19 protein-coding genes are annotated in these 26,230 nt (G+C 52.0%); 12 read left to right on the top strand and 7 right to left on the bottom strand.

Annotated elements, in window-relative coordinates; all coding sequences use genetic code 11:
• Nucleotides 1-39 precede the first annotated feature (39 nt).
• The 7 genes from SH287x_RS09290 to SH287x_RS09260 all read left to right on the top strand — a co-directional run bounded on the left by SH287x_RS09290 (nucleotide 40) and on the right by SH287x_RS09260 (nucleotide 10,555).
• Nucleotides 40-1,323, top strand: coding sequence for a DUF1501 domain-containing protein (locus SH287x_RS09290; RefSeq protein ID WP_479518426.1), 1,284 nt, complete (start codon nucleotides 40-42; stop codon nucleotides 1,321-1,323).
• 54 nt (nucleotides 1,324-1,377) lie between these two features.
• Nucleotides 1,378-2,265, top strand: a complete 888-nt coding sequence (locus tag SH287x_RS09285; protein ID WP_479518425.1) for a prephenate dehydrogenase — start codon at nucleotides 1,378-1,380, stop codon at nucleotides 2,263-2,265.
• Between the two features lie 86 nt (nucleotides 2,266-2,351).
• Nucleotides 2,352-5,249, top strand: a complete 2,898-nt coding sequence (gene purL, locus SH287x_RS09280) for a phosphoribosylformylglycinamidine synthase subunit PurL (RefSeq protein ID WP_479518424.1) — start codon at nucleotides 2,352-2,354, stop codon at nucleotides 5,247-5,249.
• A 403-nt stretch (nucleotides 5,250-5,652) separates the two neighbouring features.
• Nucleotides 5,653-6,648, top strand: a complete 996-nt coding sequence (locus SH287x_RS09275) for a helix-turn-helix domain-containing protein (protein ID WP_479518423.1) — start codon at nucleotides 5,653-5,655, stop codon at nucleotides 6,646-6,648.
• A 457-nt stretch (nucleotides 6,649-7,105) separates the two neighbouring features.
• The gene (locus SH287x_RS09270; protein ID WP_479518422.1) at nucleotides 7,106-8,140 is read left to right on the top strand and encodes a DUF1559 family PulG-like putative transporter; all 1,035 of its coding nucleotides are present in this window, start codon (nucleotides 7,106-7,108) and stop codon (nucleotides 8,138-8,140) included.
• A gap of 35 nt (nucleotides 8,141-8,175) precedes the next feature.
• A complete protein-coding gene (locus tag SH287x_RS09265) occupies nucleotides 8,176-8,628 on the top strand; it encodes a transthyretin-like family protein (protein ID WP_479518421.1) in 453 nt (150 codons plus the stop codon).
• A gap of 55 nt (nucleotides 8,629-8,683) precedes the next feature.
• Nucleotides 8,684-10,555: a thioredoxin family protein gene (locus SH287x_RS09260; protein ID WP_479518420.1), complete on the top strand. Its 1,872-nt coding sequence runs from the start codon at nucleotides 8,684-8,686 to the stop codon at nucleotides 10,553-10,555.
• A gap of 447 nt (nucleotides 10,556-11,002) precedes the next feature.
• Here the strand turns inward: SH287x_RS09260 and SH287x_RS09255 are convergent, their stop codons facing one another.
• Nucleotides 11,003-12,331: a purple acid phosphatase family protein gene (locus SH287x_RS09255; protein ID WP_479518419.1), complete on the bottom strand. Its 1,329-nt coding sequence runs from the start codon at nucleotides 12,329-12,331 to the stop codon at nucleotides 11,003-11,005.
• A 237-nt stretch (nucleotides 12,332-12,568) separates the two neighbouring features.
• Here SH287x_RS09255 and SH287x_RS09250 point away from each other — a divergent pair, with 237 nt between their 5' ends.
• The 3 genes from SH287x_RS09250 (at nucleotide 12,569) to recJ (ending at nucleotide 16,809) form a co-directional block, all read left to right on the top strand.
• The gene (locus SH287x_RS09250) at nucleotides 12,569-13,777 is read left to right on the top strand and encodes an NHL domain-containing protein (RefSeq protein WP_479518418.1); all 1,209 of its coding nucleotides are present in this window, start codon (nucleotides 12,569-12,571) and stop codon (nucleotides 13,775-13,777) included.
• Between the two features lie 128 nt (nucleotides 13,778-13,905).
• Nucleotides 13,906-14,904: an aldo/keto reductase gene (locus tag SH287x_RS09245; protein WP_479518417.1), complete on the top strand. Its 999-nt coding sequence runs from the start codon at nucleotides 13,906-13,908 to the stop codon at nucleotides 14,902-14,904.
• A gap of 159 nt (nucleotides 14,905-15,063) precedes the next feature.
• Nucleotides 15,064-16,809 (top strand): single-stranded-DNA-specific exonuclease RecJ, encoded by a 1,746-nt coding sequence (gene recJ, locus SH287x_RS09240; protein WP_479518415.1) that lies wholly within the window; start codon nucleotides 15,064-15,066, stop codon nucleotides 16,807-16,809.
• A 72-nt stretch (nucleotides 16,810-16,881) separates the two neighbouring features.
• Here recJ and SH287x_RS09235 read toward each other — a convergent pair whose 3' ends face one another.
• Complete coding sequence (locus SH287x_RS09235) at nucleotides 16,882-18,123, bottom strand: glycosyltransferase family 2 protein (protein WP_479518414.1); 1,242 nt, start codon at nucleotides 18,121-18,123, stop codon at nucleotides 16,882-16,884.
• Between the two features lie 272 nt (nucleotides 18,124-18,395).
• Here SH287x_RS09235 and SH287x_RS09230 point away from each other — a divergent pair, with 272 nt between their 5' ends.
• Nucleotides 18,396-20,285, top strand: coding sequence for a tetratricopeptide repeat protein (locus SH287x_RS09230; protein ID WP_479518413.1), 1,890 nt, complete (start codon nucleotides 18,396-18,398; stop codon nucleotides 20,283-20,285).
• 21 nt (nucleotides 20,286-20,306) lie between these two features.
• Here the strand turns inward: SH287x_RS09230 and SH287x_RS09225 are convergent, their stop codons facing one another.
• The 5 genes from SH287x_RS09225 to SH287x_RS09205 form a co-directional block, all read right to left on the bottom strand.
• Nucleotides 20,307-21,581 carry a thioredoxin family protein gene (locus SH287x_RS09225; protein WP_479518412.1) on the bottom strand — a complete coding sequence of 425 codons (1,275 nt, stop codon included), beginning with the start codon at nucleotides 21,579-21,581 and terminating at the stop codon, nucleotides 20,307-20,309.
• Between the two features lie 53 nt (nucleotides 21,582-21,634).
• On the bottom strand, nucleotides 21,635-22,087 hold the full coding sequence (locus tag SH287x_RS09220) for a hypothetical protein (RefSeq protein WP_479518411.1): 453 nt from the start codon (nucleotides 22,085-22,087) through the stop codon (nucleotides 21,635-21,637).
• A 206-nt stretch (nucleotides 22,088-22,293) separates the two neighbouring features.
• A complete protein-coding gene (locus tag SH287x_RS09215; protein WP_479518410.1) occupies nucleotides 22,294-23,211 on the bottom strand; it encodes a DUF1559 family PulG-like putative transporter in 918 nt (305 codons plus the stop codon).
• A gap of 292 nt (nucleotides 23,212-23,503) precedes the next feature.
• Nucleotides 23,504-24,442 (bottom strand): helix-turn-helix domain-containing protein, encoded by a 939-nt coding sequence (locus SH287x_RS09210; protein ID WP_479518409.1) that lies wholly within the window; start codon nucleotides 24,440-24,442, stop codon nucleotides 23,504-23,506.
• A 180-nt stretch (nucleotides 24,443-24,622) separates the two neighbouring features.
• On the bottom strand, nucleotides 24,623-24,781 hold the full coding sequence (locus SH287x_RS09205) for a hypothetical protein (protein WP_479518408.1): 159 nt from the start codon (nucleotides 24,779-24,781) through the stop codon (nucleotides 24,623-24,625).
• 281 nt (nucleotides 24,782-25,062) lie between these two features.
• Between SH287x_RS09205 and SH287x_RS09200 the strand changes: the two genes are divergently transcribed.
• The gene (locus SH287x_RS09200) at nucleotides 25,063-26,166 is read left to right on the top strand and encodes a DUF1559 domain-containing protein (RefSeq protein ID WP_479518407.1); all 1,104 of its coding nucleotides are present in this window, start codon (nucleotides 25,063-25,065) and stop codon (nucleotides 26,164-26,166) included.
• Nucleotides 26,167-26,230: the final 64 nt, after the last annotated feature.

The raw sequence follows: 26,230 nt of genomic DNA, 5'->3' as shown, positions 1-26,230 counted from the left end.
CATGACCCAGAGAGTCATCAGTACGGAATGGATCGAGCCATGGCCTCTTGCACATCACTCTCCTCTCATGATGAACTTTCCCGTCGGCAGGCCCTGGCCCTGGCCCTGATGGGAGGGGGAGTGATTGCGTTTTCTCTGGAACAATTGGCTCCCAAACTGGCCTATGCCCGTGGTGGTGATCGTCCCAAATCCTTGATCACCATCTGGCTTTCCGGTGGCCCCAGCCAATTAGAAACCTGGGATCCTCATCCGGGGACAAAAATCGGCGGCCCCACACAGGCCATGAGGACTTCCCTCCCCGGAACTCAGATTTGCGCGTGGTATCCCCAGACAGCGAACATCCTCAAAGAATTCTGCGTGATCCGATCAGTCGTCTCAAAAGAGGGAGATCACGAACGGGGAACTTATGCTGTCCGCACAGGTTTTCGACCGGAACCAACCATTATCCACCCCTCATTGGGAAGCATCGTCTTTCATCAATTGCCGCCCGAGAACCTGGAAATTCCCGGACATATCAGTCTGGGCAATGGGCAGTTCGCAACGAAAGGTGGCTATCTGGGTGAAGAAACAACTGCTTTCCGGGTCTTTAATCCGGGAAGAAATCTTCACAACCTGGAAGCTCCGGTGGAGGCCTCGCGGCAAACACGCCGGTTGGAAGCCATGGAAAATCTCTCGCAAGGTTTTTTAGATGGCCGACGTTACCAGATTGAAACCTCGCTACATCAAAAAAACATCGAAGCCGCTCTCAAGATGATGACCTCAGAGCAGCTTCAGGCATTTTCTCTCAAAGACGAACCTGCTGCTCAACAGGCCGCTTATGGGGACAACCCTTTCGGTCGCGGCTGTCTGGTCGCACGACGGTTGATTGAAACCGGAGTTCGTGCCATTGACGTCACTTTGGACGGATTTGACACACACGCGAACAACTTTGGGCTTTGCAAAGCCCGAGCCGAGCAACTCGACCCGGCTCTGGCTTCGCTGGTGCACGACCTGAAACAGCGTGAACTTTGGGATTCGACAGTTGTTCTGGTCTGCGGTGAATTCGGACGAACGCCCAAAATCAACCCGTTGGAAGGGCGAGATCACTGGCCGGCCGGGTTCTCGATTCTGCTGGGAGGAGGTGGGTTGGCGGCAGGCCGAGTGATCGGTGCCACAGATCCAGAAGGAAGCAAATCGGTGGAAAATCCTGTGGAGATCCCCCAAATCATGGCCACGATTCTGAATGTTCTTGGGATCGATTTTCGCAAGGAAATATTTACTCCGATTGGTCGCCCCATTCGTCTGTCCAGCGGGGTGCCGCTGGCAGACCTGTTGCCGTCGTGACTTGTGCCGGCCCGATCGCTTTTGGAGTCGCCGAAACTCCGCTACACTGCCTGTATGAGCAGTGACCCGCAGCGATCTTCATCATCTGAGCCGTTTCTCCTCAACACGCTGGCCGTCTATGGAGTCGGACTGCTGGGTGGTTCTGTTGCGCTGGCAGCCAAACACAAGAACGTCGCCCGGCAGGTCATCGGCGTTGGCCGGCGTGTGGATCGACTTCAAGCCGCCATGGAAGCCGGTGTGATTGATCGCATCTGCACCGATTTTGCTCAATTACCTGACACGACCGAACTGCTGATCGTTGCGGCTCCTGTGAATGCCATCGCAAAAATCATCCGGGAGGCTGTTCCACACTTACCGGCTAGCTGCATCATTACTGATGTTGGCAGCACCAAAAAAGAACTGGAAGATGGCCTTGGTGATCTGACGGGCGACAACCAGACTCACGCATTTGTTGGCTCGCACCCCATTGCTGGTGGTGATCGGGCTGGCTTTGAGTTCTCGACCGCCACACTTTTCGAGAACCGTACCTGTGTGGTCTGTCCGGGAAATGCCATACCGGCAGCGGTATTGCAGGTTGATGACTTCTGGCAAGCACTTGGGATGAAGACCGTCACCATGTCGGCTGCCGACCATGACGATGCGCTGGCTACGACCAGCCATCTTCCCCATGTCGCCGCTTCAGCACTGGTTGGTGTTCTCCCGGAAATGTGGCAACCTTTGACAGGCACCGGGTTTCGAGACACCTCCCGTGTGGCGATGGGGCCTGCTGATCTTTGGGTGACGATTCTGGAGAGCAACCGGGATCCTGTCATTCGCAGCTTGAAATCATTGCAATCTCAATTGGGCGACTACATCACGGCACTCGAAACTCATCATCAAGACCAACTCTTCCAACTGCTTCACCAGGCGGAACTGACCCGCAAGAAGCTCGAATCAGAATAATTTTATCACGATTCTTGCAGCACCGAACATTTTCCCTCCCGACTGCCAATATCCGCAGTCTCTCGTTTGCATAAAAGGTTCCTGAAATGCTCTGGGAAGTTGAGATTCTGCCGCGGCCTGAAGAGACTGACCGCGAAGGACTTCGGATCGTGGGTGAAGCCCGCACACTGGGCTTGAAGTCCATTCATCAGGTTCATTCAGGACGCTCGTTTCTTCTGGAAGGTGATCTCAGCGAAGCCGATATCCAGAAAGCCATGAAGCTGCTCCTCGTGGACGGTGTGGTGGAAGTTGCCAATGTCCGGGCTTTATCGGGCAGCAGCAGTTCGGCACCGGCACCGTCTGGCCCTCTGCTCAATGTGTTGTATAAGCCTGGCGTGACTGACAATACCGCCCTGAGTGCCAAGCGGGCGCTGGTGCAGTTTGGTCTGGCGATCGATGAAGTGGCGACCTGCCGCAAGTATGGTTTCGATTCATCCGCCACATCTGCTGATCTTGCCGTCCTGGCCAAGCGGGTACTGGCCAACGATGCTATCGAGCGGATCGTGGATGGCCCGCTCACGCTGACGACGCTCAGCTTCGGACGAACCTATGCGTTCGATCTCAAGCATGTCTCGATTCGTGATTTGAACGATACTGAACTGGCTAAACTCAGCAAAGAGGGGCAGTTGTATCTCAGTCTGACCGAGATGCAGACAATCCAGAAGCACTTCCAGGATTTGGGGCGCGATCCGACAGATATTGAACTGGAAACTGTGGCTCAGACGTGGAGCGAGCATTGCTCGCACAAGACTTTAGGCGGTCGCATCCGCTACACCGATGAGCAGGGAACCCGGCAATTCGGCAATATGCTGAAAGAGACGATTTTTGCCGCCACACAGCAGTTGCGGAAAGAATGGGGCAAAGACGACTGGTGCGTGAGCGTCTTCAAGGACAATGCCGGGATTGTCACTTTTGAAGAGGGCGAGAACGTCTGTATCAAGGTCGAGACGCATAATCATCCTTCGGCGATCGAGCCATATGGTGGAGCGAATACCGGGATCGGCGGCGTCGTCCGCGACCCACTGGGGACAGGACTTGGGGCCAAGCCGGTCTGCAACACGAATGTCTTCTGTTTCGCCCCTCCAGAGACACCGCACGAAACCTTGCCACCCGGTGTTCTACATCCCCGACAGGTGGCTTTGGGGGTCGTTGCTGGTGTGCGGGATTATGGCAACCGGATGGGGATTCCCACGGTGAACGGAGCCGTCTTCTTTGATGAACGATACCTGGGCAACCCGCTGGTTTATTGCGGCACTGTCGCCATGATTCCTGCCAACCGGTGCGAGAAAAAAGTTTCCCCCGGTGAATTGATTGTCGCTCTGGGAGGACGCACGGGACGCGATGGCATCCATGGCGCCACATTCTCTTCGGCTGAGCTGACACAGGAAAGCGAAACGATCTCCGGCGGTGCTGTCCAGATCGGGAACGCCGTCACTGAAAAAATGCTGATGGACGTCCTGTTGGTGGCTCGCGATCGCGGGCTTTATTCAGCCGTGACGGATTGCGGGGCAGGCGGATTCAGCAGCGCGGTTGGTGAAATGGGCGAAGAGACCGGCGCCATCGTCTGGCTGGAAACAGCGCCACTGAAGTACGCTGGCCTCACCTATACAGAAATCTGGATTTCCGAAGCTCAGGAACGCATGGTTCTGGCTGTTCCCCCAGAAAACTGGGATGAGTTCCATGCGTTGTGCGCCTCAGAAGGGGTTGAAGCCACAGCCATCGGGCAGTTCACTGACGATCATAAACTGACGCTGACTTACGATGGAGCCTCTGTCGGCGAACTCTCGATGGAGTTCCTGCATGGGGGCCGGCCCCCGGTGATTCGCGAAGCGACATACTTGCCAAAGAACAGTGACGAAACAGCGAATTTCCCAGCTAAAACTGATTACACCGGTGATGTGCACAAGATCCTCTCTTCGCTGAATGTTTGCAGTAAGGAATGGATCATCCGGCAGTACGATCATGAAGTGCAGGCCGGGAGCGTGGTGAAGCCTCTGGTTGGTGTGATGTGCGATGGGCCATCGGATGCGGCGGTTATTCAGCCGAACCTTGGTTCAAAACGCGGGCTGGTCGTTTCCAATGGCATGAACCCCCACTACGGCGATCACGATCCGTACTGGATGGCTTACGCCGCTATCGACGAAGCGCTGAGGAACTGTGTCGCTTGTGGAGCCGATCCTTCCAAGATCGCGATTCTCGACAACTTCTGCTGGGGCAACACCGAACGCCCCGAGACGTTGGGTTCACTCGTACGGGCGGCGCTGGGCTGTCACGATGCAGCCCTTGTCTATAAGACGCCGTTCATTAGCGGTAAGGACAGCCTCAACAACGAATTCAGCTTTATCGACGATCACGGAGTGAAGCAGACGGTCGCCATTCCTTCGTCGCTACTGATCAGTGCCTTGGGCCAGATTGCTGATGTGCAGCAAGCCGTGACGATGGATTTGAAAGCTGCCGGCAATCTGCTGTACCTGATTGGCGAAACGAAATCTGAGTTCGGCGGCAGCCACTATGCACTGGTCAATGGCAGCCAATCCGGGAGAGTTCCTCGCGTTAATGCTGTACTGGCTCCGCAAGTGCTGACCAATACACACGCTCTCATTTCATCTGGTTTGGTGAAGAGTTGCCACGACTTGAGTGAGGGAGGTCTGGCGATCGCGATTGCAGAAATGGCCTTTGCCGGCGAACTGGGTGTCGACCTTGATCTGGGGCAAGTCGATCCCCTGGTGACGCTCTTCTCGGAGTCCACCACCCGGTTTGTGATAGAAGTCACTCCAGGCCATCAGGCACAAGTCGAGACATTACTCAGCGGCATCCCTTATCAGAAGTTGGGGAAGGTCACCAACACCAACCGCGTGGAAATCCGCGGACAAGGCCAACCACTGGTGAGCGCGGCGATTGAGGACTTAAAGCAAAGCTGGCAATCGCCTTTGGCCTGGAGTTAGGACTCCTTTGTGGAGAGCTTGAAGTTAGTACGGCCTCGAGTTAGAAGCGGGTGCGGCTGTCTCAAAAAAAACAGCCGCACTCGCTTTGAGAGCGGATGCGGGAATTAAGGACACGGCACTCGACGACAATTAGAACGGCACCACCACGTTGTTCGTCGGCCCTGATCATGCTTGGCTCACTCGAACTGCGCGGGACGCACAGGCTCCTGCTTTCGTGAGGAAGGGCGACTCTTGTGTGCCACTGGCACGCAAGTCGCTCAAAGACGAACAACTTGGGCCACCCCACGGTGCACAGGCATCAATGCCCGTTGGAATGCTTGAAAAAATGTTTCAACGTTTGTCCAGACAACTGATAGAATCCCCAATGCCTCAAACTCCCCATCTCACTGATTGAGATTGATCGATGAATACTCTGGATCAAATCCTGGCTCGTTGTCAGGCCCTGCAAGCTCCGGAAAATCTGAAAGAATACCACAACACTCCGGCCCGGTTTAAAGATCGGCTTTGTGCTGTTGATATTGTTTCGTCACGGGATCAATCATGGACTGTGCGCGAAGCCGTTGCCTCTGAGGCTTTCTGTAATGGCACCGAAGAAGAGTTTGGCCTCACTCTTTTGGTCAACAGTTGCGCAACTTTGCCACTGGAAGTTGGGCACGGTGGGGTAGGGAAGTATCTCCGACACAACGAGCCAGGCAATCTGGTATTCCTGGATCTCTCGACTCTGGAGCAATTGCAAGGAGCCTCGGGGGGATTGCTCAATTCCATCAGCTTATCGATCAGCAAATCAGCTTTACACAGCAGATTCTGCTCGATCTCGGATCGAGAGCCACCATCGATGGAAAAGCTCCTTTCTCATGCCTTTCGAGACGACAGTCTTGGGCTGTTGCTGAAACAGCTCTTACGAGAGAGCCGTAAAAGCCAGAGCACTGAATGCTGGGAAGAATCCGAACACATTCTCAACCGCCTATGTGGAAGGCTGCTCACTTTAGCCGGGCAAAAAACTCCTCAAGTCAAACAAGGGGCCAAGCTTCCAACCCCATCGGTTCAGCGGGTTCTTGACTACATGCACGAACACTTGGGGCAAGACATCTCACGAGACGAACTGGCAGCGGTCGCTGGAGTCAGCGTGTGTCATTTTTCGCGTCTCTTCCATCAATCGATGGGGCAATCACCCAAGAGTTATCTGCTGCAACTGCAAATTGAACTGGCTAAAACGCTGCTGAGAACACTTCCCCAGGAAACACGCCTGGAAGAAATCGCCCGTAAGTGCGGCTTCAGCAACCCGACTCGCCTGAGCGACACCTTCCGTATGAAACTGGGAGTCGCTCCCGGTTTCTTTCGCCCAAACGCGGCCTCACAACCTATTCCCCTGAGTTCACAGAAACCAGCCATCGATTAATTCTCGATCGGGCAGTGATGTTCTCTGGCAGTATGCCCGGATCAGATGGCATGCCGTTTTTCCCTCCAGATGACGGTCATTTGGCAATCTCCTGAGCCATGAGCCACGCTAACACAATCAACAGAACACTGATTAACCGGTTCTGAATGAAGCATTTCTGCTTAGTTCTTCTGCATGAAGTTCGCTTAGCAAATCAGCGATGCGCAACAAAAACAGTGGCAGAAGATCGTGAGAACGGCAGACTCGGATCTTGCTCCCAAAGATCTATCACAGTTCTGTTTCTGTAACATGATTCCTGTAAACGAGTTACACAATACAACGTTCGCAGAACGTCTTCCCGTCAACCGCGCTGAGGCATGTGGGTTGCTATCAAGCTCGTTGCCAGCCCACTTCCATTTTTTACGGTTGTTCCGTTGAAGTGAGCCTGGAGTGGTTTGTCAAATTGACGGGGAAAATCATGCGTCAGCGAGGCTTTACGCTCATTGAACTGCTCGTGGTGATTGCCATCATCGGGGTTTTGGTGGCGCTGCTGCTCCCAGCCGTTCAGCAGGCCAGGGAGGCAGCACGAAGAACTCAATGTCGAAACAATCTGAAGCAGTTGGGATTGGCTCTCCATACCTACCATGGAACTTTTGACCGCTTCCCTCCGGGTGTCTTGATCCCGCGATTGCCCCCAGGTGTGCGACTTCCTGCCAGCTATGCAGAACTGACATCCTCTTCACTCCCAGGCGGGGGTTACACCTTTCAAGCTCAACCTTATGCCAATTCCTGGGGATGGGGAGCACTTCTGCTGCCTTATCTCGACCAGACCCCACTTTATAACACGTTCAATTTTTCTACGGAGTTCACAGCCGCCCAGGGGCGAACGGTGCTGGCAGTCTTTCAATGCCCGAGTGATCCCAGCCCGATCATGAACCCGCATTACAGTGATCTCAAGCACGGGGCAGATACTTCCAGCTACCCATCCGCTGGTGGCACCGTGACTGATGATAACCGCCTGGCCCGGGCGAATTATGTGGCAATGGCGGGAGCGGGAGCGGTCTTGTACATGACACCGAACGGTGCTCTGACTATTACAGAACGCGGAGTTTCCGGAAGTTTCAGTAATGTCTCGATCAAAGACCTGACGGACGGATCCTCGAATACTATTTACTTCACCGAACGCGACGCGACACAAGCAAGCGGTACTCATTTTGGTGGAGGAGCGGTCTGGATCGGAGTTCCTAAAGCGGCCTGGGCTTCTGGAACCTTTGCAAATCGGCTGGGCACTCGGGCCAATCACGCGGTTTTTCCCAATTCGACAGCTACTGTTTCAGGGTTGTCCATGAACGTGGGCACTCGCTACTCCGAACGGGCGAGCAGCCAGCATGTGGGGGGCGTTCACGTGGCATTAGCTGACGGTTCCGTTCGTTTCCTCAGCCAGCACGTCAACTGGAGAGCTCAAGGCCAGATGGCGGCGATTTCCGACGGAGAGGTGCTGGGAGAGTGGTAATACGATTTACGATTGCAAGACAGGACAACAGTTCTATGAGTAGAGATTCTCAATGGTTATTGATTATTTATTTATCGGTAATTGTGACTTCTTTGGCCGGATGTAGTCAGGAGCCAACCTTTCATTATGCCCATGTCTCTGGAAAAGTCACATTAAACGGTGATCCGGTGCCGGGAGCCAGTGTTCTCTTCACTCCTAAAGGAAACGGGAAAAGTATTGTCACTGGCGAGTTTTCAATTGGTAACACCGATGAAGACGGGCGGTTCACCTTGAAAGCGGCTTCAGGAACCAAAGGTGCTATTATTGACGTTCATGAAGTTGCCATATTCCCCAGCAAGGGAGGCGATGATTCAGAACCGAATGCTAAACCGGTCAAACCCGTCAAGCCGGTGAAACCGGTACGAATTCCGGCTAAATATCACGACGGCCGAGCACTGACGTTTGAAGTCCCCAAAGGAGGGACTGACGTCGCAAATTTCGCCTTATAAAACAGTCATAATTCGTCAAAATATAAATAAAGTCCGTATAAGAGGATAATAACCAATGGTTGATACTTGTTTTCATGCCGGTTCACATGATCGAAAAAATGAGAGAGAGTCCATCCCCACATTATGGGCTGGCACTCTGCTTGTCCTGGCTGGTGCAGGTAGCACGCTGACTCCTGCGTTCTCGTCTTTAGCCAATGCTCAAGAAGCAGTCGTTAAACCAACCACTAATGAAGAAATCGCAACTGAAAATGCTCCGACGTTGCCACTTAAAGGTAAAGCGGCGGCGGCAGCAGCGGCTGATGCTGGCGGAACGATTGACTGGATGACCGACTTCGAAGCCGCCAAGAAACTGGCCAAAGAACAGAACAAGAACCTGCTGATTTTCTTTACGGGATCAGACTGGTGCGGCCCATGCATCGCTCTAAAAAGTGAGTTTTTCAATACTCCGGAATTTGCTGAACTCATTACTGAAAAATACGTCCCTGTCTACCTGGACTACCCACGTACTAAGCAACTTCCCGATAAGCTGAAAGAACAGAATCAGCAACTGAGAGAAGAGTTTAACATTCGAGCTTATCCCTCTGTTTACCTGACTGATCTGGAATTGATTCCTCATGCCCATTTTGTGGGATTCAGAAGCGCGCCCGAGTATAAAAGCCAGCTAAAGCCGGCAATGGAAATTGGGACACAACTGCGAGCCATCACTCAGGGAGTTGCGATTTCCTCTATAACCAGCCCCGAAGTTCTGGATCAGATTCTCGGTTTGATTCCCTCAGATCAACTCCGCTATGGATGGTTCCCTCATCTGGAACGGGTGATCTCGCTCAGCGAAAAAAGCCATCCGGCCATCAAAGACAAGTGGACACAAGCGCTGGCCTCAGCGAAAGAAGATCTTCGAGACGAACAATTGGTCACAGCAGCCACACAAGCCCTTCAAAAAATGCGTCGTGACCGCGCCTCACAGCAGGAAATTCTTGAATATCTTGATCAGGGGATTACTGAAGCCAAAGGCCGTAATGTCCGACTTCGACATTTCTCAATGACAAAGGCCAGATACCTCAGTGAGCAGCGAGAGTATGCCCAATGCCTGGAACTCATTGATGAGATTCTGGTAGCCGATTGGGCGACTTCCTCAGAACAAGTGATGGCAAACGCACTCAAGCAACGAGTCTATTTAGGTCAAGGGCGTGTTGATGAAGCCATCGCGGTGATCAACAAGATTCAAGCGGAAAGAGAGTTTTCGTCTCCCCAGGAACGAGAGATTGATACCAAGGCGAACATCGCCAGTGAATTATCTAGTGCTGGTTTGAATTCCAAGTCAATCCCTTATTTATCGGATGCTTTCAAGAATGTGGCGGTCATTCCCAAGCGAAGCCGCGCGATTTACATGCTTGCCGATCGGGTGACAAGTGCCACCGGTACAAACCATGAACTACGAGGGGAAGCTCTCCTTGCATGGAGCTGCTTTTCACAGAGTCGGGGTGAAGTCGCTGATCAGAATGATAGCGCTGCGATGGCAGCCGTGGTTTTTCGTGCCGCAGGGTTACCGGATCAAGTGACTCAGGCCATCGCTCTGGTCGACAAAAGCCAAAACTCATCGGCCGACAAGCCTGCTGCTAAACCCTCCCGGGTTACGGGGCAAATGGCGACTTCTCCTGAAGATCTGCTAAAAATCGCCAACGGTTCAAAGGCGGAAGCCCTGGAATATCTGGGCAACCAGTCGAAATCTGTGGGCGGCGCGATCTATCTGCTGGAAGCGGCCATCGCCTATCGCCAGGAAAATCAGCTTGAAAAAGCTGAAGAACTGGTGAAGAAAGCCTCTCGCCTGGGGGAAGGGTTTAAGTCGGGAACAAAAGACGTGGAAACCATTCAGCATTTCCAGGCTCTCCTGAAATCATGGTCAGGAGAAACCGTTACTGGTACATGATCCTGACTTGGCTTTTCGTTTAGCCGCATTAGCAGACAATATCCAGACATCGAGGCGCCCCGTTTTTGGAGAAGGTCACTTCCATCTTCTGAAAGCGGGGCGCTTGTTATTTCGTGACAATTTATCAAGAGGCTGCTGAAAAAAGTCCAATGGCGGCTTTTTGCTGGATGGCGCGAAACTTCTTATTCGTAAAGGTCTATTTCCCGGGAACAATGGAGGGTTTCCTGCGGGGCAGGGGATGGTCAGTTGGCGTTTGTTTCCTGTCTTTGAAGTTAAAGACAGGATTTGGCCTGATCATCCGCTTGGGGATATCAAACACCCTACGGATAAAATCTATTAGTCCCTGTAACGCAGGGGATAGACAAGGATTGTAGTGACAGAGTTTTTCCAGCAGCCTGCTGGGCGTTAATAAAATAATAATGAACAAAACTCTCAGGACGAAAAAAGCTATGCTGTCATGCTTTTTCGGGGCTGGAATGTCCATGTTCCTAGTGTCGATCCATCCATCTGGTGGGCGGTGACTTTCAACTGATCGGTAGTCGCTTCGCATTGCATGATGGTGGCTTTGGGAATCGCTGGAGCGCCGCCAATCAACTGCGCAATCGGCTGGCTCTCACTGGCCGGCATATAACGATGGCGGTGTGTGTGCCCGCTGATGATTAATTGAGCTCCCGCTTTCGCAAGATGTGGCAGCCACCACTGCTGTCCCTGCTCACAAAAACGGGCAAACTCTAGCCGTGTGGGATCAGCGTTCTCGCGGCGGTCACCAAAGAGGGGGATGTGGCAATGGACAATGAGGAAAGGGGCGTTCGCGATTTCAGGCTTTTGCAGAGCTGATTCCAGCCACATTCCCTGAGCCGCACGATATGTTTCAAACTGAGCCAGCCCCGCATAAACCGGATGGCTGTCGGGTTTGTCTTCCCCGGTATCCAGACCGATCATCGCCACCGGGCCAAACCGGACAGCAAAAGATCGGCCTAACTTCGAGTCAGACTGAGTCGCTTCGGGGCGAGGAAGCAGACACTGGTCAAGATCACGGGACAATGCTCCGCGAACATCATGATTTCCACTGATAAACATGACTGGACGCGATTTCGCATAAGGGTAACCCGCCGGGCTGAGGGTCTGCCGAATCATCTGCTTTTGAGTGCGAATATCGTTGAAAATATCCCCATTCCAGACCAGAAGCTCAGGGCGAATCTCATCAAGTTTGCTGAACACCGTTTGAAGTGTCGCATCGACTTCATGGGTATCATTGATGACGCACCAATGGAACGACTCCGCCTCGGCTGAAGGGAGACGAAACTCGTGGATCGTGCCGTACTCGGTCTCACCACGGTTGATTTTATAGGCATTCTGAAAATTGATGGAAGCCGAGGCCACACGATAGAAAACTGAAGCTCCGGGCTTCAACCCCTCCAGGCGGGCTGAAAGCACGGGCATGGACATATTGTTCAGACCATTTCGTCCCGACTGAGCAACCATTCCCAGTTCTTGAGTTGGGCCATATTCAACCCAACCGGTGGCATTCTGTGAGACCTGCCAGACCACGCTGATGCCTGTGGATGTGGGACATTGAAGCACTGGTTCTCCCACGAGAAGCTTGGAAGGCGTTGCCGTTTCAGTGGCTTCTATTTCCGCAGCTAACGAAGACTCACCAGAGTTCAATGCACCGACTGCCAAACCGGAAGCTGCGACTCCCCATGAGAGTTCTTCAAAAAAGCCGCGACGATTGAATCCATGGACAGCAGATGGACACTCGTGGTTTTCCGACATTAATGCGACTCCAGAATCGTTTGTTTGTCAAATCGATTGCGTGATTGCACAGGACATGGTGCCGAAAAACGAGTCTTGAGGTCAACTCACGCCCTTTTTTTCCGAATTCACAGTGGCACCTGTTCGGAAGACAACGTATTTCTGACGGAAACCAGTGATCTCATATTGTTGATCCAATACTCTATGATTTCATACCGTGATGCTCTGCTACTCCCAGCCTCGTCAGGAATCTGTTCGATGATGAACACCCTCTGGATGATCCTTCCTAACAAGCTTTTTTCTCCCTCGCACGAACTTCCATTGAATGCCGTCGCCAGCCTTCCCAGCAGTGCTTTCTTACTTGCTATCAAGCGGTTCCTGATCATCAGCAGCTTATGCGTTCTGCTTCTCAATGGCATGCAGTCAGTCGCAGAAGCGGGTGAAGTGAAGACTCTCTTTGGTTCAGGTCAAGGAGGGTTCAATGGGGATGACAAGCCATTCCTCGAAACGAATAGCGGCCAACCGTTTGGTCTCGAAATCGGCCCCGACGGAGCACTTTACTTCTGTGAATACACGGGTCATCTGATTCGTCGTCTGGATCTTGCGACGGGAAATGTCTCGACCTACGCCGGTGTTCCCGGAAAAAAAGGCTACAGTGGCGATGGTGGCCCCGCGACACAGGCTTTGATGAACGAGCCTCACGAGCTTCGTTTTTTGCCATCCGGTGATCTGGTCATCGCTGATATGAAGACGCATACCATTCGTCAAATTAACAGTAAAACTGGCGTGATGTCGACATTGGCCGGAACAGGGAAGGGAGGCTTCTCGGGAGATGGAGGGCCGGCAGCAAAAGCTCAGTTAAACATGCCTCACTCGATCCAGCTTGATCCTGCTGGCGGCCTGCTCATCTGCGATACCGGCAATCATCGCGTGCGTCGCGTTGACTTGACTACTGGCCTCATCACCACCGTATTTGGAACCGGAGAAAAGAAACCCGCAAAAGATGGTGATCCCCAGGTCGGAACACCACTTAACGGCCCGCGGAGCATCGACTTTACTCCCCATGGCGACATGATTCTGGCTTTGAGAGAAGGCAACGCGGTCTATCGCTTTCCCAAGGGAGAAGCCCAGATGGTTCACATTGCGGGAGTCGGTGGTAAGCCGGCATATCTGGGCGATGGTATCGATGCTCGAAAAGCCACACTCGGTGCCCCCAAAGGGGCGGCAGTGGACACCAATGGCGACATCTATCTGGCCGACACCGAGACTCACACCATTCGCGTGATCCGTGCGAAAGACGGCACTATTGAAACGATTGTCGGTGATGGCAAAGCCGGCGACGGCCCCGATGGCAACGCGAAAACATGTCGCCTCAATCGGCCTCACGGTGTTTTTATCACCAAAGAGGGATTGCTCCTGATAGGCGATAGCTCGAACAACAAAATTCGCGTTCTCCCTCTGCGATAGACCCGTTTCCGGGTTGGTGTGGCGGCGTCTGTGCGTCATTTGTCCTGGGATGTTTGTGCTTTTTACGCCGCCAGAACGCGACGGATCAGAGGGAAACCGCACTCTGTTTTATTGGTTGAGGTCACTTGATGTCATTGCCCGAACGTTCACAGTCCAAAGATTCAGACGCCACAGATCACGCACTGCGTGCTTTGGGAAGATCCGCGCTGAAGGTGACGCCCATTGCCATGGGTTGCTGGCCCATCGCTGGTATCACGACACCGGGCGTTACTCATGAACGAAGTCTGGCGACTCTGAAAGCCGCGTTTGACGCGGGAATCAACTTTTTCGATACCGCATATTGTTATGGTTACAATGGCGAATCAGAGCAGATGATCGGAGAAGCCCTGGGGGGCGTCTATGACCAGATAGTCGTGGCTTCAAAAGGAGGAGTCCACTGGACTGCCGACAAAGTTCAGGCGCGGGATGGCCGCCCGCAAACCATTATTCGTGAGTGCGAAGAGAGTCTACGCCGGTTAAACAGAGATGTCATTGACCTGCATTATCTCCATGGGCCAGATCCACAAATCCCGGTGGAGGTCTCAGCCGAAGCGTTTGCCCAATTATTGGAACAAGGGAAGATTCGCAGCGCGGGGATTTCCAATTGCACAACTGAGCAACTGGCGGCATTCCATCGTGTGTGCCCACTCTCGGCGTACCAGCCACGGTTCAACATGGTGCAGCGAGAGATCGAATCCTCACAGCTTCCCTGGTGTCTCGAACACGACGTGGCCTGCATTGTCTATTGGCCACTCATGAAAGGTTTGCTGGCGGGGCGCTACCTGCGTGATCATGTTTTTCCTGATTACGACAGCCGGCTCAAGTATCCCGTTTTTCAGGGTGAAGAGTGGCAGCGAAATCAGGATCTGCTGGATGAACTTCGCGTCATTGCTGCCGATTTGCGGCTCACTGTCGCCGAAGTCGTGCTGAAGTGGACGATTCAACAGAAAGGCATCACAACAGCATTATGTGGAGCTCATCGCCCTGAACAGATCATCGAAAATGCGCGGGCGATGACGGGGTCTTTGAGTGATGACGTGCTGAAAGCCATCGGCCGCGGTATCGAAAGACGTCATGAAACTCGATAAAAACTCAACAGGGCGAGCCTGAGAATGTGAGCGTCTCCTTGCAATCTTATGGCAAAGATGCGAGCCTCCGAAAAGCAATGACAAGAGCTGTTGGTCGCCTCTAGCGATCTGTTTCAGGATACGTTGAGATTTCTGATTGCTGACAAGGGATCGAAGCAGATGGTGGCAACCCACGGACGCCTCTGGCAATTTGCGTACTGTGATCCCGCAGCCATTCGTCAATTATCTGCCGAAATGAAGGTCAGCCCGCTTTTGGCCCGCGTTCTGGTGGCGAGGCAGATCTCCTCCCGCGAGGCAGGGCAAAAATTCTTCTCACGGAAGCTGTCTGAATTGCATGACCCTGAGCTATTGCCGGGTGTCAGTCAGGCGGCTGATCGAGTGGTTGCAGCCATTCAATCCGGGCGACTGATCACGATCTATGGCGATTACGACGTTGATGGCGTGACGTCGACCAGTCTGCTCTGGCATTGCATCAAGCTGGCGGGCGGGAGGGCGGAATACTACATCCCTTCCCGGATTGACGAAGGTTACGGCCTGAACACACAAGCGATTGAAACCTTAGCCGCCCAGGACGCCACACAACTGGTGATCAGCGTGGACTGCGGGATCACCAGCGTCAGCGAAGCCCGTCGTGCCCGGGAACTGGGGTTGGAACTGATCATCACCGATCATCACCAGTTCGCCGACACACTCCCGGAAGAAACGATTCTGGTACATCCTCGTCTGCCGGGCGAATATCCCTTTGGCGAACTGTGCGGCGCAGGAGTCGCTTTCAAGCTGGCCTGGGCTGTCTGTGCGCGACTGGGTGATGGCAAAAAAGCCTCGCCGAAAATGAAAGATTTTTTGCTGAGCGCTATTGGCCTGGCTGCCATTGGAACCGTGGCGGACGTTGTCCCCCTGGTGGGTGAGAACCGGATCCTTGTTCATTATGGCCTTTCGACGATCAACGAGAAGTCATCAATCGGCCTGAAAGCGTTGTTGAAGTCGGCTGGGCTTCTGGAAAAATCATCCATTGCTGCAGATGACGTCGGTTTTGGTATAGGCCCCAGGATCAATGCAGCCGGGCGACTGGGGCAAGCTCGTTTGGCGGTCGAGTTATTGACCACCGAAAATGAGGCGAGAGCTCAACAACTGGCGGCTTACCTGGATGAATTGAATAAGTCCCGCCAGAGCCTTGAGCGTAAAATGCTCAAGCAGGCCAAGGAACTTGTCACAGAGCATCCTGATTGGATCAATGACCGCGCGTTAGTGCTCAGTCATGAAGAATGGCATGCGGGCGTTCTTGGGATTGTGGCCGGGCGAGTCGCTGAGCATTTTCAACGTCCGACGGTTCTGCTTGGGCCATCGAATTCTGTGGAAACGCTCCAGGGATCGGGGCGAACTTACGCGGGTTTCAACCTGCACGGTGGTCTGGCAGCCTGCCAGTCATTTCTCATGACCTATGGTGGCCATCACGCAGCGGTTGGAATGAAAATCAGTCGGTCAAAAGTGGATGATTTTCGCCAGGCTTTAGCGGAATACGTCACACAGAACCATGACGTGGAACCGGGGGCCTCTCCTTTGGCGATTGATGCTGAAGTTTCCTTGGCAGAAATCCATCCTCAAGCCATTGAAGAACTGGATCATCTGGCACCCTTTGGCAGTGCCAATCCTCGTCCGATGTTTGCGGCGACAGAAGTCGAGATGGCCGCTCCTCCTAAAACAATGGGCGAAGGAGGCCGACACCTTTCCTTACTGATTCGCCAGCAGCAAACCACCATGCGAGCGATTGCCTTCGGGCAAGGGGAGTGGGCCGAGGAAATTGCGGCTCACTCTCGGATCAGAATCGCGTTTCAACCGGTCATTAACGAATACCGCGGCCGCCGCTCTGTCGATCTGCATGTCAGAGACTGGGCACCGGCTTGAGAACCGATCGACATTAGCCCTATTGGCCGTCTGGTCTTCAAAAAAGACGGTCATCATATCTTGAAAAAGCGATTAACGTTGCCGGGAACGTTCAATCTGGAGTTCCAGAATTCCAATCAGGAATGAGCCAAACATGGTTTGGAGTCCCAGCACCGTCACAGTTCCGGCCAGAATCCAGATGGCTGGCTGTGTGACTTCACGAGTGCTGAACCATCCCGCCAGCACGGGAACCGCCAAAGCAAGGCCGAGGAGAGTCATCATCGCGCCAATGACCAATCCCTTTTCCAGCGTAAAAACGCGGAGCAGCCAATCAACGCGAGGGCTGGCAAAGATGGGGTCGACGCGATGAGCATGCAGACGGGCAATCAAGCCCAGGAAAAAAAGCTGGGATCCCGTGATCGCCACAAATGCGGCCATTATCAGGAAGTTCGGGCCGAAATACGTCTGATATCCGCCGTAACCACTCAACAATGCCACAGGGGCTGCGAGCAGACCAAATAGCATCAGCAGAACGGCGGGCAAAAGGAACAGGAACGAAGGCGAATACATCAGAATCAATTTCAGATGCCGCCAGCCATCTCGAAAGCTACGGAGATGTGGTGGCCGGTTTCTGCCGTCAGGCGAAAGGACAATAGGAATCTCGCGGATCTTCAGGCCCGCTTGACTCGCCTTAATGACCATTTCACTGGCGAATTCCATTCCAGGCATATGCAAACCGAGTGTTTGATAGGCCGTACGACGCAATCCCCGCATCCCGCAATGGCAATCCCCGACGCCTGTTCTGAACAGGAGGTTCAGAAAACCACTCAGCACAGGATTGCCAAAATAGCGATGCAACGGGGGCATCGCTCCCGGCTTGATCTCACCCTTGAGGCGATTTCCCATGACGAGATCAGCCCCGCCGCGCAGTTCATGGACATATCGTTCCAAGTCTGTGAAGTCGTAACTGTCATCACAGTCACCCATGATGACAAACTGACCACGTGCTTCTTCAAAGCCTTTCTGCAAAGCGCTGCCGTAACCTTTCAGGGTCTGGTGAACGACACGGGCACCTGCGGCTTGGGCAATCTCAATGCTCCGGTCGCTAGAGCCATTGTCGGCAATAACAACCTCGCCCACAATTCCCAAAGAAGCCATCGTTCGCAGCGCTTTTTCGACACAAATACCGACCGTCAGTTCCTCATTCAGGCAAGGCATGACTACCGAGAGTTCAATCACCTTCTCGACTTGCGAATGTTCTTGTAGCGAACGATCCTGAAACGAAATAAAACTCTCTTGGGAGTCCTGCAAAGTGGGATTGGAGACGGTTAGCATGAGGAAATAAACCCATCAGCACAATGAGGCTTTATGTGTAATCACACACAAAGAAAATCAAGCACAAGATTTCCTTTCAGCATCCCAAACAATTGGGAATACCCCATGAAGTTGACATGAAATTTTCCTCATGAATGCGCAGGGAGTTCTTAACAAAAGAAAACTACACTGCGACGTACAACACTGCGGCAAAATCACACCAAGGCATCCCGTTTATCTGGAATGCTCGACTGGCAATGCCGCAACAGCCTCCAGGAGAATGATTGGTCAGCATGAGGAAGCAGAATCGCAATCAGGTGATTCCCGAGAAATCACCAGCCGCACCAGAGTTATCGGCAACAATTGCGCCCCCAACAAACTCCGGGTGGCTGCTCATGATCAGTTGCCTGACAATTCTGGGATTTGCGATCTACTACAATATCTACCATGTCCCTTTTGTGTTCGACAGCGTTGCACTGATGCTGAACTACCCAACTGTGCAGCGATTGTGGCCACCGGAGTATCTCTGGGACAATTCACGTCCAATTCCCTACTTCACCTTTGCGCTGAACTACGCGTTATCCGGGGGAACCATCTGGAGTTACCAACTGGTCAATGTTGTGATTCATGTGACAAATTCATGTCTGATACTATGGATTATCAATAATACGATCATTAGCAGCCCACGATCCAGTCTATTTCTCAAAAAAGATGCCTGGTGGATCGCCTTGGCGTGCAGCGCCCTTTGGCTGGCTCATCCCCTGCAAACACAATCTGTGACCTATACCTACCAAAGGCAGGAATCGCTCGCGACTTTCTTTTATTTAATGGGAGTCTACTGGTTTATCCAGCGTTACCGCTTCGGAAGTTGGAAATATACGGCACTAGCCGCGACGTCATTATCCGCCGGTATGCTCTCGAAAGAGATGGTCGCAACCGCTCCTTTTGTCATTCTGTGGCTGGATTGGGCATTTTTTTCAACGCCTCAAAACTCATTGTTAAAACAGCGCTGGCGAGTCCATCTGGCCCTTTGGTCAACATTTTTATTGCTAACCGTAGTGATATTCACTCATCAGCAGAAATACGCAGAAACGGGAGTCGCTCAGGGATCGGGAGTCAAGTGGTGGGTCTATCTCATCACACAACCCAGTGTGATCGGGCAGTACCTGAAGCTTGTCATCTGGCCAGAGGGACAGGCGCTAGATCCCGGATGGCCATGGCGCAGAGATTGGCAATCTGCCCGCTGGGAAGTGCTGGTCTTTACGATCGCGGGCTTAATACTGATTGGAATTGCGATTCGCTTTCGGCGAATCGGTTTTCTGGCCGCTGCATGGATAGTGATCTTGTCTCCCAGTTCCAGTTTTGTCCCTTTGGCTGATGCCTATTTTGAGCATCGCATGTATTTGCCGCTGATTTTTCTAGTCATACTTGCGGTGATGGGATGGCGCGGGATCGTTAATTCCATCAATCCGCAAACTATCAATGAAGCGTTATTGGGCAGCATGCGACAGTTGATCTGTTGGATACCAATATTGGTTCTGGTGATCGGATTAGGGACAAGAACCAATTTAAGAAACCGGGTCTATGCGTCTGTCGAGTCAGTGTGGAACGACACCCTGAAGAACTATCCGGGAGGAATACGTGCCCGGCAAGCTCATGTGATGGAAATGCTGGCTCAAAACCGATTGGATGACGCCGCTCAGAGTGCCGCTATTTTTGTCAAAATGCACCCTGAGCGATCCGACTCGTACAATTGTTTTGGACTCACATTGCTAAAATTGGGTGAGTTCAAAGATGCTGCAACGATGTTCCGCAAAGCTTTAGAGCTGGATCCGGGCAATGCGATTAAACTGCTTAGCCTGGGTGATGCCCTTGTGACCATTGACCCACAAGAAGCCATCATTGTTCTGAAGAGATCGGCAGAAATTGACCCCAAGGTGTCCGAAACCTGGTATCACCTGGGGCGTGCCTACTGGTTTGGATTAAAAGATGCAGTTAACGCAGAAGAGAACCTGCTCAAAGGGTTGAAAATCAATGGGTACAACGCTCCCAGCAAGGAACTTCTTGGCGATATCTACGTTGCGACCGGTCGCCTGAACGAAGCTGTGTCGTTTTACTATGCGGCTATCCAGGAAGATCCCACTAAAAAATCTGTGGCAGCCAAACTCGGACTGCTTCAGTAGCGATAAATTAGTTTCTCATTTTTAATGTGCATTTGCCCTATTGAAGGCCTCTTTCATTTCTTTTACGGATTTATACCCGCTAAAGCGAAAGGTTTCTTTCTGATTGCTATCCAGAAAGATTCCTGTCGGGTAGCCAGTAACTTCGTATTTTTCTGTGAGATCTTCCCGCTTATCGCCATCAACGGTCACGCAGATGATTTCTCCTGAGGAGTCAACCACATCTTTTGCCGTGAATACGTACTGATGCATGGCTTTGCAGGGGCCGCACCAATCTGTTTCAAATTTAATAAAGCAGGGTTTTCCTGAGTCGGTAGCCTGCTTGAGAGCGATCTCGAAATCTTTCTCAAACGCCAAGGGTTTTTCGGCTCGAATGGCGAGTTTGTCTGCTCTCAGGCGATCACGTTGGGCTTCATCATCAATCTGGTTGATACCGGGGTCAAAAGTCGTAACTGCGCCGCTGCTGCCATCATCGGCATTGAGCGAAAACCGCCAGGCTTGGCCACCACCCCAAGTGAAGTCGTTGATCGTTCTCCAGAGTGGCGTTTCGATTTTCCCTTTTTTGTTGACTGAGGAAATTCCCCAGAAGTCATTTCGTCCAAAGATTGCATCATTATTGCCATCGGTTATCGCAACATAGAATGTCTGGTCATCTTTCTGAAACGTGCCCTGAAGGAAGCCCTTGCGTGAAAAACGCGCAATCTCAGGTTGTTCTTCGGGAGATTCAACAACGATCCAGAACGAGACTGGGTAGTTGATGGAATGTTCCTGATTGTTGGAATGTCGAACTTTTAAGGTCACGTTATCGAAGCTTGACCACCATTTATTGCGGGTGAGCTTAGGTTCGGCGACAATGGGTGTTTCATCACCAAGATTTCCGTCAAGATTTGTATCTACATACAGTTGATCATAGGGTTGATCTGCCTGGCTTTTTGCGAATGCGATTTTGAGGCCATCTGGCATTGCTTCTTTAGGGCCGAGATTAATCTTTCCGACCAGATGCTTGAGTCCGGGCAAATCAGGAACATTTTGAGGAGTCAATCCGAATTGTGTTCCCTTTGGTGCAAAGTTGGGGACCAGGCGTGACGTTTTCTCGCCAGGTGAAAATATCACCTGATATTTCCCTTCGGGTGTGTCGGGCTTTGTTTCGCTGGCCGTCGTCTGGTCGGTCTCTTGACTGGAAAGAGTCTTGACAGGTGGTGTGTCCTGCGCTTCTATAGAAAGAGTGAAACAGCATTGGGTTGCTATCGCAGTGATAATGAGTGCTGAGCACCATGGCTTCGCTTGGGGAATATCCATTAAGTTTCCTGTTGTGAATGTGTTTTGTGTAGTCTATGTGTTGTAGATCGTTTTTATTCCAGATCGAAGTTTATGTCGCTGTTCAGTCCAGGAGATAAATGAACGGTCAAACCTGAAGTATGAACCATCTCATATTTACTGGGAAGTGGTCGCCAGCTTGAGCGATCAACATTGGGCTGATTCCAATTCTTCTTTTGAGGGTCGTTTGGATTGCTCGGTTTTTCTGCATCCATCGGAAAAGCGGGATCGATACTGACAATAGCGACGCCGACGGTGCCTGCTCCCACGCCATTAACACCGTATCGCCCTGTGTTTTCATCAATATTGACCACTTTTGTCATGCCGTCTGGGCCGACAAAAATGACGGCTCCACAGACCACAGGCCTCCCCTGGTAGGTTATTAAGCCTTCCGCTTCAGAGACCCGTGATCCACATCCACTGACGATTTGCATTAGCGAGATAGAAGCCATGAGACTAAATATATAATTGTGTTTCGTGGAAATCATAGAGATTTTTCCATGGACGGAGACGCAAACGCATTATCACAACCGGTTGAAATGGCCTGATATGTCAGCGCACGACAGCCTAACGATTGCACAGTGGAGCAACGCGAGAAGTCCAGAAGTTATCAAGACGCAATGGCGAGTCACTCACGAGCGGCAATTGCGTCTGGGGTCTGATTTGATGAAATCAGGTCTTTTCACCGAATCGCTTAGAATTCGGGATTAATTTCCCCTCCGTCGCGAGTCGCCAACGTCAGGAGTAGCTGGCTTGCCGAATAGCTGATGAATCGTACTGATCCATCTCCCATCGCGAAATTTGCACCACCAGGGTGAAAGCTCCAGAAGTGATTGTAGCTACATTTGTCATCGCGATTGCCGGGGCCGAAATAGGCGGGCATAGGACATGCGGGGCCACCATCGTTGGTGCCGCGAGAATTGGCCGTTGATGTATTGCGAATGCGGCTACGGTTCGCCACTCCCATTGCAGCGTCATTGTTACCAGAATTCCAATAGTTAAGCCGTTGAGAAGTTGGCCCTGGTTCTACGGGGACTTCCCCAATGAGAAGTGTGTTTGTTGATCCATCAACAATATCTTTGAATGCCACAAACTCTGGCCGAATCGTGGTGCCATCCCATTTCCCCTGAATGATTCCTTCAGCTGGAGATGCCCCTGAAGCTGATGTTCTTCCTTTATATCCCAGTCCCCACCTGTCAAAGCCGGTGACAGCACAATAATCCGTCAATCCCATAAGCCCTGATTGACCATCAGATGCACAATTCGCAATTGATAATGGTGTATCCCTTGCAAACGCTGAATTGAGTGGAATCTGGTTGTAATAGGCGGTTTGTTCAACGAAAGGTAATAAGGAACCAATCCAGCCAACCCAAACTCCGGTTCCCGAGGCGTTGAGAAGCAGATTGCCACGATCGACCACAATCGGAAAATGTTGGTGAACATCGTGGAAATTGTGGCACGCCAGCGCCAGCTGTTTGAGATTATTCTGACACGAGGCGCGGCGAGCCGTTTCTCTCGCCATTTGAACGGCTGGAAGCAGTAAAGCGACGAGCACCGCAATAATTGCGATAACGACGAGCAATTCGATCAATGTGAAGCCAGACCGACGCATGAGTCAACCTCCTGTAGTTAAAAAGAAGAAAACAGAGCGATGGCTGGAACAGGCAATATGAATGCCGTCAGGTGATCTGGCGCAAGATTCGCTTCCACTTCAGTCGTTCTGTCATCGGCAAGTTATTACAGTGAAATGACTTAGAGCCTCTAAAAGAATCAGCGTCACTGGGGTGTGGTCGCATGATCACTGGTAAAAAGTGGCGCGACGATCTTCACAGGGTGTCAGGCACCGCGAAAAGCTGCTCAGACCATATGCAATCTGGCTATTTCTCAAGCAGTTCCCGTTGGTTCTACGATGATTCACGGAACTTAGCCGGAGAACATCCCAGATGGTTGCGGAAGAGATGGTAGAAATTGGCTTGATCGCTGAAGCCGCAGATCCTTGCGATTTCGACGACCGACAGATTGTGGTTCAGTTTCAGAAGTTCCTGAGCGCGTCCCAATCGGAGCAGAAGCAAATAGTGTTTAGGACTCTGACCGATTGTCGCGCTGAATATTCGTGAAAAATGTCCAGGACTCACCTGAGCGATCCGAGCCAACTCATCGCGGCTGAGATCTTTTCCCAAGTTATTCTTCATATAGCTAACGACATCTTCAATCGCTGCTGTTCTCGCCGTTTTTGCTTGCACATTTTCACATGGCTTTGCAGAACGGCCGGTCTTCGCCCAGAACCTGCCAATAATTGCATCCAGCAGTTCTTCTTTGACGAGCGAATCCCCTGTTTTACGGCAAATGTCCATCAATCTTTTGATGTATTGTTCACAGACGCCATCAATATGAGGAGATGTCATCAGTGATGCCAGATCATCGGGCGATCCGTCATAAAGTTCATGAATTCGAGCATGAAGATGGGGACGATCAATCGCTAATGAGATGATTTGATACGGGCCACGCCCAAAAAAAGTTTTGTCGCGCATCCCGTCAGAGAAAATCATCGAGCCAGGTTGGTTGGGCCGATGAAAGCGACCTTCTCCCAACTCCAATTCCATGGGACGCGCTTCTTCACCGTTCAATAACAGTGAAATGTAATACTGATTTGTTTTTTGCCAAACCGCCGGTTCATCAATCAGAATCTCGGCGATATCGAAAGGGAGATCGGGTTGCTGGAAATAATCTGCGGCAATAAACAGATCCTGAACCCTTCCTGGCATCAGGCGGAAACGCGCCCACTGATCCAGATCCATGTTGAGCTTCTGTTTGGCCCGGAGGATTCCATCGACATCACTCATGAACGAATCCTGTCGAGGTTAAAAATTTTTGCCATCGGTTCATTGTTACCATAAAGAAATCGACTCTTCCCCGCAGCGAAGAGACTGCCATTGAACGAATTTCCGGCCAACTGAGTCGGGGGCAGTATACGGAGAGACTCTCTGTGGTGTGCAGTCGTTTTTTTTGAAATCCCCGATCGATCACATTCGTTCTTCGTCGAACGGGTCTTCTCGCTGAGAATCATTTCGCAGCACTCGCATATGAGAAAATTGCCTGATGACTGTGATGTGACCATCACTCCCGGGGATGGCCTGAATGCCCGTCTCTTCTGTGGCAAACCATGCGATGCCTTTCGTCATGAACAAAGGCAGTTCCTCACAGGATCAACAGTTACTTGAAGTCTCAAGCAGCCGTCGCTATTCCAAATATGCATAACATGTGCAGAAATATTAGTTGTGCTTTTGTTTCACTGTCGGTAGACTCCGTTAGGTAAATGCAATTGTTATGCATACGCTCTCTTTGGGCATCATAAGGAACGGCCATGATCTGTCTTGTTGACGGAATAACCGTCTTACGCCCTCATGAAGAGTTTTGACTCTCAATGACAAATTCAGCTGTTTTTTCAATAAGGACGAAAAATATGTCCCAAACTGCCAATCAAAAGGCGCGCAACCTGAACCGGTCTCCCTCTTGTCCTCTTCGTGGTTTTACACTGATCGAGTTGCTGGTCGTGATTGCCATTATTGCAATTCTGATCGCATTACTTTTACCGGCTGTCCAACAAGCGCGAGAGGCCGCTCGCAGGACGCAATGTCGCAATAACCTCAAGCAAATGGGACTTGCACTTCATAACTACGAGAGTACGTTCACCATGTTTCCACCAGGCGGAAACGGTAGCGCCTATTCGGCACAAGCCCGGGTTTTGCCATTCATTGATCAGGCGAACCTCCAGAATCTCCTGAATTTCAGCGTGCCGCCCTATGTGGGTTCAGGGCCATCGTCGGCACCCAATCCGCTTCTGGCGAATCTCTTTCCCGCTGTGATTCCCGTGTTTCTCTGCCCCAGCGATCCTGGGCCTTCGCAGTATCACGTGACCTTTCCCTCAGGGACTTACACCTTTGGTGGGCTTAACTACATGGTGAGCAACGGCAGCGGTACAGGAACATTCTATGATGACCGATATCCCACCGATGGCATCTTCTGGTTGAATTCCAACTGCCGCTTTCGGGATGTCACTGACGGAACATCGAACACGGTCTTCATGAGTGAGTCGATCCGGGGAGATGGCACAGATTTCGCCGCAGGTACCGCAGAAAAGTTTCCTTACCGCAAGATGCTGAGCGGATCGTCGGGTTCCTCTTCATCCGGCGCCCCATTGACAGGGGGATTCATGGGATCAAGTGGCGGCTGGCCAACCGGGTTGATCAGCAACCCCGATCTCTCAACTGTGCTCGCATCTCCCCGCGCCTGGAATGGTGGAGCCGGTGGAGTTGGACGTGGACTTTCATGGGTTCGTTCTGTGGCCACCAACACCACCACAAATGGCTATAATCGCCCTAACAGCGTGATCCCGGATATTTCAATACACGGCTCAGGATATTTTGGCCCGCGTAGTCTCCATACCGGAGGAGCACATGTCCTGATGGGTGACGGCACAGTCCGCTTCCTGTCAGAAAACATCGACAGCACACTACACCGCGCACTTCACAGCAGAAATGGCAACGAAATCATCGCCGAATTCTAACCCCCTTGCGGGGCTTGGGCCTATCGGCCGGGACTTATACTAAAGACCCGCGGCCCCGTTGTGG

It is taken from the genome of Planctopirus sp. SH287 (genome assembly GCF_056500625.1).
This window is presented reverse-complemented; position numbering and strand designations above follow the sequence as displayed.